Genomic DNA, 8,132 nt, shown 5'->3' on the forward strand with positions numbered 1-8,132 from the left:
TTACCGAACTTTTTCACCTTTACGGTGGCCTTAGCGTTTTGGGGTTTTTTTTGTGGGGCTGTTTCGTTTGGCTCCCGCCTCCCTGGAATTACCTGGCACTTCGCCCTATGGAGCCCGGACTTTCCTCCCCCCCCTAATTTTCATAGAGGGCAGCGACTGTCCGATCGACTCTCCGCCGCGAAGGTTAACGGCAGAGCGGCCGAAGAACAAGCGCTAAAAGCCCCAAGACCGCTATGGGCGACGGCTTACACGTCTTTCTGTTTGTCCAGCGCGACCTGATACAGCACGTTTTTGCGCTCACCGGTGATCTGCGCTGCCAACGCAGCGGCACGCTTGAGCGGCATCTCTTCGAGCAACAGATTGAGGACGCGCATCGACTCGCTGCTGACGGCGTCTTCAGACTCCGGCGCTGTCCAGCCTGCAACCAACACCACGCACTCGCCGCGCTGCTGATTGCTGTCGGACTCGACGAACGCGCGCAATTCAGCCAGGGGCAGTCCTTTGAGGGTTTCGAAGGTTTTGGTTATCTCACGAGCCAACAATGCCTGGCGCTCACCACCGAACACCGCCTCCATATCCTGCAGACATTCAAGAATGCGATGCGGGGCCTCGTAGAAAATCAGCGTGCGCGGCTCTTCCTTAACCGCTTCCAGGCGCGCCTTGCGCCCAACCGACTTGGCCGGCAGAAAGCCTTCGAAGATGAATCGGTCGGATGGCAGGCCAGCCGCCGACAATGCCGCGATCAAGGCGCAAGCGCCGGGCACCGGCACCACATTGATCCCCGCGGCACGGGCCTGACGTACCAGGTGATAGCCTGGATCGGAAATCAGCGGCGTACCGGCATCGGAAATCAGCGCAACGTTGTCGCCCGCCAGCAAACGAGTAATAAAGCGGCTACCTTCATCTCGTTCGTTATGCTCGTGGCATGCGGCCAACGGCGTGGAGATACCGAAGTGCTGCATCAGTCGCTGCGAGTGACGCGTGTCCTCGGCAGCAATCAATGCCACTTCGCGGAGAATTTTCAGTGCCCGGGCGCTGATGTCGTCCAGGTTGCCGATGGGCGTCGCCACCACATAAAGCGAGCCAGCAGCGGAATTCAAAGGACCTGGAGCAGTCAAAGCGCACACCTCATGATCGGTAAAAGCCGGCATTGTAACGCGTCACGAGGCTTGCGATGCGCTCTGCCCGCACACGGTTTTGCGCGCAGATGTGCGGCTCCGCAACATTTACTCCAGCTAAATTGACTGTTTCACGCCACTAACATCGCGCCCCGGCCAGTGCTTGGGTACAATTCCACGCTAATTTGATCGAGTATCAGGAACACTTACATGATCGCTTGCCTGCGGCTGTTCACTGCCCTCTGCCTCGCTGCCCTTTTGGCGGCCTGCGCCAGCTCCCCTTCCTCCAGCCTTGGCGAACTTCCACGGACTCCGGATGCCAGCATCGAGCAACTGCTCGAACAGGCCACCCAGGCTAAAACCCCGGAAAAAGCCGCCCTGTTGCGCCTGAGCGCAGCGGATCTGGCTTATCGTCAGGGCAATGCCGGACAGTCCGCGCAAATCCTGCAACAAGTGCCCGTTGAACAGCTAAAGCCGGGGCAGCAGATTTTTGCTAACACGTTGGCCGCCGAACTGGCCATGACCCGCAATCAGCCGAAAGCCGCGCTGACCGCACTGAGCCACCCGAGCCTGCAAAAGCTGGGTGAGATGCCGGAAGAGCAGCAGGTGCGCACCGGCACCGTTCATGCCCGCGCCCTCGAAGCCGATGGCCAGACGTTGGCCGCCGCCCGCGAGCGCATCTTCATTGCGCCGATGCTGCAAGGCGAAGCCGCGAGCAAGAACCACGAAGCGATCTGGACACTGATTGCCTCGCTGCCGACCGACCAATTGCAACCAAACAGCACCGATGACCTCGGTGGCTGGATGGCTCTGGCGCAGGCGGTTAAAACCGCTGGCACCCTGGAGCAGCAGCAGGCCGCTATCGACACCTGGCGCGCACAGAATCCAAAGCACCCAGCAGCGATCAACCTGCCACTGCCGCTGACCAAGCTCAAGGAACTGGCCAGCCAGCCCCTGAGCAAAATCGCCCTGCTGCTGCCGCAAGACGGCCAGCTGGCTTCAGTCGGCAAAGCATTGCGTGAAGGTTTCATGGCCGCGCACTACCAGGCTCAACAGGCCGGGCAGAAGCCGCCAGCCATCGAGTTCTACGACAGCTCGAAACTGACCTCGATGGACGAGTTCTACCGCAAGGCTCAGGCAGACGGCGTGCAATTGGTCGTTGGCCCGCTGGAAAAACCACTGGTCAAACAACTGAGCACCCGCCCGCAACTACCAATCACCACCCTGGCGCTGAACTACAGCGAAGGCGATCAAGGCCCGGCGCAACTGTTCCAGTTTGGTCTGGCCGCTGAAGACGAAGCCCGCGAAGTCTCCCGTCGCGCCCGCGCCGACGGCCTGCACCGCGCCGCAATCATGGTGCCCAAAGGCGAATGGGGTGACCGCGTGCTGCGTGCATTCAGCCAGGACTGGCAAGCCAATGGCGGCAGCATCGTTGCCACAGAGCGTGTTGATCAGCCGGTGCAACTCGCCCAGCAGATCGCCGACATGTTCCAGCTGCGCCAGAGCGAAGCCCGCGCCAAGAGCCTGCAGAATGCGGCTGGCACCAACGTCGCCGCACAGCCTTCGCGTCGTCAGGACATTGAGTTCATCTTCCTTGCTGCCACTCCACAGCAAGCGCAGCAGATCAAGCCGACCCTGAACTTCCAGTACGCTGGCGATGTTCCGGTTTACGCGACCTCCCACGTGTACAGCGCCAGCGGCGATGTGAACCAGTACAACGACATGAACGGCATTCGCTTCTGCGAAACCCCATGGCTACTGGAAGCCAACGATCCGCTGCGCCAGCAAGTCACCGCACAGTGGCCACAAGCCGCCGGCAGCCTCGGCCGCCTGTATGCCATGGGCGTCGACGCCTATCGTCTGGCACCGCGTTTGGGCCAACTCAAAGCCCTGCCGGACAGCCGCATCGAAGGGCAGTCGGGCAGCCTCGGCATGACTCAGACTCAGCGTGTTGTGCGTCAGTTGCCTTGGGCGCAGTTTGTCAGCGGTCAGATTCAACGTCTGCCGGACACCGCGCGCTAATGCCCGACAGGTCACGCTCGCAAAGCGGTAAAGATGCCGAGCGCCATGCGCTCGAGCATCTGCAGAAACAGGGGCTGCGACTGTTGGCGCAGAACTGGTTATGCAAACGCGGCGAGCTTGATCTGGTCATGCTTGATGGCGATACAGTAGTATTCGTTGAAGTTCGCTACAGAAAAAACACTCAATGGGGTGGCGCGCTCGCTAGCATCGATGGGCGCAAGCAGCAGAAACTGATTTTCGCTGCGCAGTATTTTCTTCAGCGCGAGACGCGCTGGGCCAATTCCCCCTGCCGCTTCGACGTGGTGGCCATCGACAGCCATCCGAGTCAGCTGAACTGGTTGCAGAATGCTTTCGACAGTTGATCTGCATCCAACCCGGACTTTTTCATCCGACACATTTTGCTCTTTGCTTTGCGGGCTGCACATTCACGTGCCGGACAGCCGCGCTACTTAAGGTCACACAGATGGACATGCAATCCCGAATTCGCCAGCTTTTCCAGGCCAGTATCGACACCAAGCAACAGGCGATGGACGTACTTGCACCGCACATCGAGCAAGCCAGCCAGATCATGGTCAACGCCCTGCTCAACGAAGGCAAAATGCTTTCGTGCGGCAACGGCGGCTCCGCCGGCGATGCGCAGCACTTTTCCTCGGAGTTACTCAACCGCTTCGAGCGCGAGCGCCCGAGCCTGCCAGCCATCGCCCTGACCACCGACACATCGACGATCACCTCGATCGCCAACGACTACAGCTACAACGAAGTGTTCTCCAAACAGATCCGTGCGCTCGGTCAGCCAGGCGATGTCTTGCTGGCTATTTCGACCAGCGGTAACTCGGCGAACATTATTCAAGCGATCCAGGCCGCACATGATCGCGAAATGATTGTCGTAGCTTTGACCGGACGCGATGGCGGCGGCATGGCGTCGCTGCTGTTGCCCGAGGACGTCGAGATTCGCGTACCGGCCAACGTCACTGCACGTATTCAAGAAGTCCACTTGCTGGCGATCCATTGCCTCTGCGATCTGATCGACAGCCAACTGTTCGGGAGTGAAGAATGACCCCTAATCGCCTTGGCCTTCTGGCCTTGACCCTGTGCCTCGGCATCAGCGGCTGCACCTCGGTGGTGAACGCCAGCCGTGAAGCACCGATCGAAGACGACCGCGGCACCCGTACCTTCGGCAGCAAGATCGACGATTCGCTGATCGAAACCAAAGTAGGCGTGAACATCGCCAAGGCCGATCCGGCGCTGGACAACGACTCGCACATCGTCGCCACCAGCTTCAACGGCGTAGTGCTGCTGGCGGGTCAAACGCCGCGCGAAGACCTCAAGGCCAAGGCCGAACAGGCCGCCGCCAATGTGCAGCGCGTGAAGAAGGTGCACAACGAACTGCAAGTACTGCAGCCCTCCTCCTTGCTGGCTCGCCAGAACGACGCGTGGCTGACCACCAAGATCAAGACACAGATGCTCACCGACGCCAGTATTCCGGGCTCGCGCATCAAGGTTGTGACCGAGAACGGCATCGTTTACCTGCTGGGCCTGCTGACCAAACAGGAAGCCACTCAGGCGACCAATCTGGTCCAGGGTGTTTCCGGCGTGCAGAAGATCGTGAAGCTGTTCGAATACATCGACTGATAGCTGAAACGCGCACACAAAAAAGGCGATCCATCCGGATCGCCTTTTTTATTACTTCACCACTTTCAAACTTGGCCGGCCGCTAGGGCGCGGTGGCTCGCTGTCCGGTGGCGGCAAGTCGTCATCCGGCTCGATGTCGTCTTCGTCATCCATCGGCGACTCGATATCGAACACCATGCCCTGCCCGTTCTCCCGGGCGTAGATGCCCAGGATTGCGCTGATCGGCACGTACAGACTGTGCGGGACACCACCGAAGCGACCTTCGAAGGTCACTACGTCGTTGTCCATGTGCAGATGCCGCACAGCGCTGGGCGAGATGTTCAGGACAATCTGCCCGTCACTGGCGAAACCCTGCGGCACCTGCACCGCTGGGTACTCGGAGTTGACCAGCATGTGCGGGGTGCAATCGTTATCCACAATCCACTCGTAGAGCGCGCGGACCAGATAAGGTCGACTGGAGTTCATAGCGGCTCCTTAAGCCTTAGCGCATATCGCGTTCGTCACCAGTCAGTCTCGCCTGGAAAGCCTCACGCGCAAACTGGCGCTCCATATACTCAAGCAGCGGCTTGGCTGGCCGCGGCAGTTCAATACCCCGAATCGGCAAACGCCAGAGTATTGGCAATAGGCAGCAATCCACCAGACTTTGTTCCTCACTGAGGAAAAACGGCTTGTCGGCAAACAGCGGCGACACGCCCGTCAGGCTTTCTCGCAATTCCTTACGCGCCACGACACGCGCGGCCTCCTTGGACTTGGGATCAAGTATCAGATCCACCAGACCACACCAGTCACGCTGAATACGGTGAATCAGCAGACGACTGTTGGCACGCGCCACCGGATAAACCGGCATCAATGGCGGGTGCGGGTAACGCTCATCCAGATATTCCATCACCACGGTCGACTCCCACAACGCCAGGTCACGATCGACCAGCGTGGGCAGGCTTCCGTAAGGGTTCACCTCAATCAGTTTAGGCGGCTGGCGACCAGCTTCCACATAAATGATCTCGGCGCTGACACCCTTCTCTGCAAGTACGATACGCACCCGGTGGGAATAGTGGTCGGCGGGGTCGGAGTAACAGGCCAACCGATTGGTCACGCCCATGGCGATCCTCCTCGCTTGTTGAAATTATCGGAACCGGAAAAACGCGCGCGCCCAGAGGGCGCCTCCGGCAAAGCCTGGCTGACCAGACGTTGCGCTATCGGAGACGCCCTTGGGCGCGCGCGATTAACAGCAATGCTTTGAAGCGTATCAGTGCACGTCTTTCCAATATTCACGCTTGAGCAGATAGGCGAACACAAAGAAGAACGCCAGGTACAGCAAAACGTAAGTACCGATGCGCTGATGTTGCAGCTTAACCGGGTTAGCCGAGTAAGCCAGGAAGGTTACCAGATTCTTGACCTTCTCATCGAACTGCTCTTCGTTCAGAGCACCGGACTTCGGCACGATGGTCAACTGATCGCACGCTTCATGGGTCAAAGGCGTACCGGTCAGCGGATCATATTGCTTCTTGCCGTCCTCGACGATCTGCACCTGTTTGCAACCCACGACCTGACGACCCTGCAGGCCGACCAGCACGTTAGGCATGCCGACGTTCGGGAAGACCTTGTTGTTCACGCCCCAAGGACGTGCAGGATCTTCGTAGAACGACTTCAGGTAACCGTAGAGCCAGTCAGTGCCACGCACGCGAGCCACCAGAGTCAGATCCGGTGGCGCAGCACCGAACCAGATCTTGGCGTCCGCCGGCTGCATGCCGATGTTCATGTGATCGCCGATCTTGGCACCCGTGAACACCAGCTTCTCCAGCATCAGTTCGTGAGGCACGCCGAGGTCATCGGCAACCCGCTCGTAACGCTGGAACTTGGCACTGTGGCACCCCATGCAATAGTTGGCAAAGGTACGTGCGCCATCCTGCAAGGCAGCCTTGTCGGAAACGTCGATGTCGACTTTTTCCAGTTCCGGACCGCCAGATTCAGCGGCGAAAGACAGGACAGGCAAAGCAGCAAAAAGCAGAGCAAAAAATAACTTTTTCATCAGCCAGTCACCCTTTCCGGAACCGGTTTGGTCTTCTCGAGCCTGGTGTAGAACGGCATCAGAATGAAGTAGGCGAAGTACAAGAAGGTGCAGACCTGCGACAGCAAGGTTCGCCCCGGTGTCGGAGACAGAACGCCCAGAATGCCCAGAATCACGAACGAAATGCAGAACACCAACAGCCAGATTTTGCTCATCCAGCCTTTATAGCGCATCGACTTGACGGGACTGCGATCGAGCCATGGCAGGACAAATAGCACGGCGATGGCCGCGCCCATGGCGATAACACCCATGAGCTTGTCCGGAATTGCCCGCAGGATCGCGTAGAACGGTGTGAAGTACCAGACCGGCGCAATGTGCTCTGGCGTCTTGAACGGGTTAGCCGGTTCGAAGTTTGGCTTTTCGAGGAAGTAGCCGCCCATTTCCGGGAAGAAGAACACGATAAAGCAGAAGATGAACAGGAACACCACTACGCCGACAATATCCTTCACGGTGTAGTAAGGGTGGAAGGCAATGCCGTCCAGCGGGATGCCGTTTTCGTCTTTGTGCTTCTTGATGTCGACGCCGTCAGGGTTGTTCGAACCCACTTCGTGCAGCGCCAGAATGTGCAACACCACCAGACCGAGAATCACGATTGGCAGGGCCACCACGTGCAAGGCGAAGAAGCGGTTCAGGGTGATCCCGGAGATCAGATAGTCACCACGGATCCACTGGGTCAGGTCGTTACCGATGACCGGAATCGCACCGAATAGCGAGATGATCACCTGCGCACCCCAGTAGGACATCTGCCCCCAAGGCAGCAGATAACCCATGAAGGCCTCCGCCATCAGCGCCAGGTAGATCAGCATGCCGAACACCCAGACCAGTTCACGCGGTTTCTGATACGAACCGTAGAGCAGGCCACGGAACATGTGCAGATAGACCACGATGAAAAACGCCGAGGCACCAGTGGAGTGAAGCAGGCGCAGGATCGAGCCGTACTCGACGTCACGCATGATGTATTCGACGGAAGCAAACGCTTCTTCTGCCGACGGCGTGTAACTCATCGTCAGCCAGACACCGGTGACGATCTGGTTGACCAGAACGAGCAGCGCCAGCGAGCCGAAGAAATAGAAGAAGTTGAAGTTTTTTGGAGCGTAATACTTGCTGAGATGGTCTTCCCACATTTTGGTGGCAGGGAAGCGCGCATCAACCCAATCCATGAACTTGCTCATCACGCTTTCTCCGTATCGACGCCAATGACAATGAGGTCATCGGTCTCATAGGAATGCGGGGGTACGGGCAGGTGCATAGGCGCCGGTTGCGACTTGTAGACGCGGCCAGCCAGATCGGAG

Annotated in this window: 9 protein-coding genes, 1 other RNA gene and 1 pseudogene (1 of these 11 running past the window's edge); 4 read left to right on the forward strand and 7 right to left on the reverse strand. The window is 58.7% G+C overall.

All coding sequences use genetic code 11. The features are described 5' to 3' along the window. An RNA gene (gene rnpB / locus ACIOVB_RS25965) (RNase P RNA component class A) lies at nucleotides 1-172 on the reverse strand (it extends 130 nt beyond the left edge of the window). Between the two features lie 73 nt (nucleotides 173-245). Then, the gene (gene rsmI / locus ACIOVB_RS25970) at nucleotides 246-1,151 is read right to left on the reverse strand and encodes a 16S rRNA (cytidine(1402)-2'-O)-methyltransferase (protein WP_401272099.1); all 906 of its coding nucleotides are present in this window, start codon (nucleotides 1,149-1,151) and stop codon (nucleotides 246-248) included. 177 nt (nucleotides 1,152-1,328) lie between these two features. Here rsmI and ACIOVB_RS25975 point away from each other — a divergent pair, with 177 nt between their 5' ends. The 4 genes from ACIOVB_RS25975 (at nucleotide 1,329) to ACIOVB_RS25990 (ending at nucleotide 4,772) form a co-directional block, all read left to right on the forward strand. After that, on the forward strand, nucleotides 1,329-3,140 hold the full coding sequence (locus tag ACIOVB_RS25975) for a penicillin-binding protein activator (RefSeq protein ID WP_305439720.1): 1,812 nt from the start codon (nucleotides 1,329-1,331) through the stop codon (nucleotides 3,138-3,140). After that, a complete protein-coding gene (locus ACIOVB_RS25980; RefSeq protein ID WP_187678007.1) occupies nucleotides 3,140-3,502 on the forward strand; it encodes a YraN family protein in 363 nt (120 codons plus the stop codon). The genes ACIOVB_RS25975 and ACIOVB_RS25980 overlap by 1 nt, the downstream gene beginning before the upstream one ends. Before the next feature lie 101 nt (nucleotides 3,503-3,603). After that, nucleotides 3,604-4,197 carry a phosphoheptose isomerase gene (locus ACIOVB_RS25985; RefSeq protein ID WP_008082788.1) on the forward strand — a complete coding sequence of 198 codons (594 nt, stop codon included), beginning with the start codon at nucleotides 3,604-3,606 and terminating at the stop codon, nucleotides 4,195-4,197. Further along, entirely contained in the window at nucleotides 4,194-4,772 is a 579-nt protein-coding gene (locus ACIOVB_RS25990) for a BON domain-containing protein (protein WP_187678008.1), read from the forward strand. Before ACIOVB_RS25985 ends, ACIOVB_RS25990 begins: the two co-directional genes overlap by 4 nt. Nucleotides 4,773-4,823: 51 nt before the next feature. On the opposite strand, the gene ACIOVB_RS25995 is transcribed toward ACIOVB_RS25990, so the two are convergent. The 5 genes and pseudogenes from ACIOVB_RS25995 to ACIOVB_RS26015 form a co-directional block, all read right to left on the reverse strand. Next, nucleotides 4,824-5,237: a ClpXP protease specificity-enhancing factor gene (locus ACIOVB_RS25995; RefSeq protein WP_016985146.1), complete on the reverse strand. Its 414-nt coding sequence runs from the start codon at nucleotides 5,235-5,237 to the stop codon at nucleotides 4,824-4,826. 16 nt (nucleotides 5,238-5,253) lie between these two features. Next, a complete protein-coding gene (locus tag ACIOVB_RS26000) occupies nucleotides 5,254-5,871 on the reverse strand; it encodes a glutathione S-transferase N-terminal domain-containing protein (protein ID WP_401272100.1) in 618 nt (205 codons plus the stop codon). A gap of 147 nt (nucleotides 5,872-6,018) precedes the next feature. Further along, nucleotides 6,019-6,801 carry a cytochrome c1 gene (locus ACIOVB_RS26005; protein ID WP_401272101.1) on the reverse strand — a complete coding sequence of 261 codons (783 nt, stop codon included), beginning with the start codon at nucleotides 6,799-6,801 and terminating at the stop codon, nucleotides 6,019-6,021. Continuing rightward, complete coding sequence (locus ACIOVB_RS26010; protein ID WP_187678010.1) at nucleotides 6,801-8,012, reverse strand: cytochrome bc complex cytochrome b subunit; 1,212 nt, start codon at nucleotides 8,010-8,012, stop codon at nucleotides 6,801-6,803. The genes ACIOVB_RS26005 and ACIOVB_RS26010 overlap by 1 nt, the downstream gene beginning before the upstream one ends. After that, nucleotides 8,012-8,132 (reverse strand): annotated as a pseudogene (locus ACIOVB_RS26015) (ubiquinol-cytochrome c reductase iron-sulfur subunit); the annotation flags it as partial. The pseudogene ACIOVB_RS26015 and the gene ACIOVB_RS26010, both read right to left, overlap by 1 nt.

Source organism: Pseudomonas sp. NPDC087639, from assembly GCF_044743385.1.
Lineage (GTDB): Bacteria > Pseudomonadota > Gammaproteobacteria > Pseudomonadales > Pseudomonadaceae > Aquipseudomonas.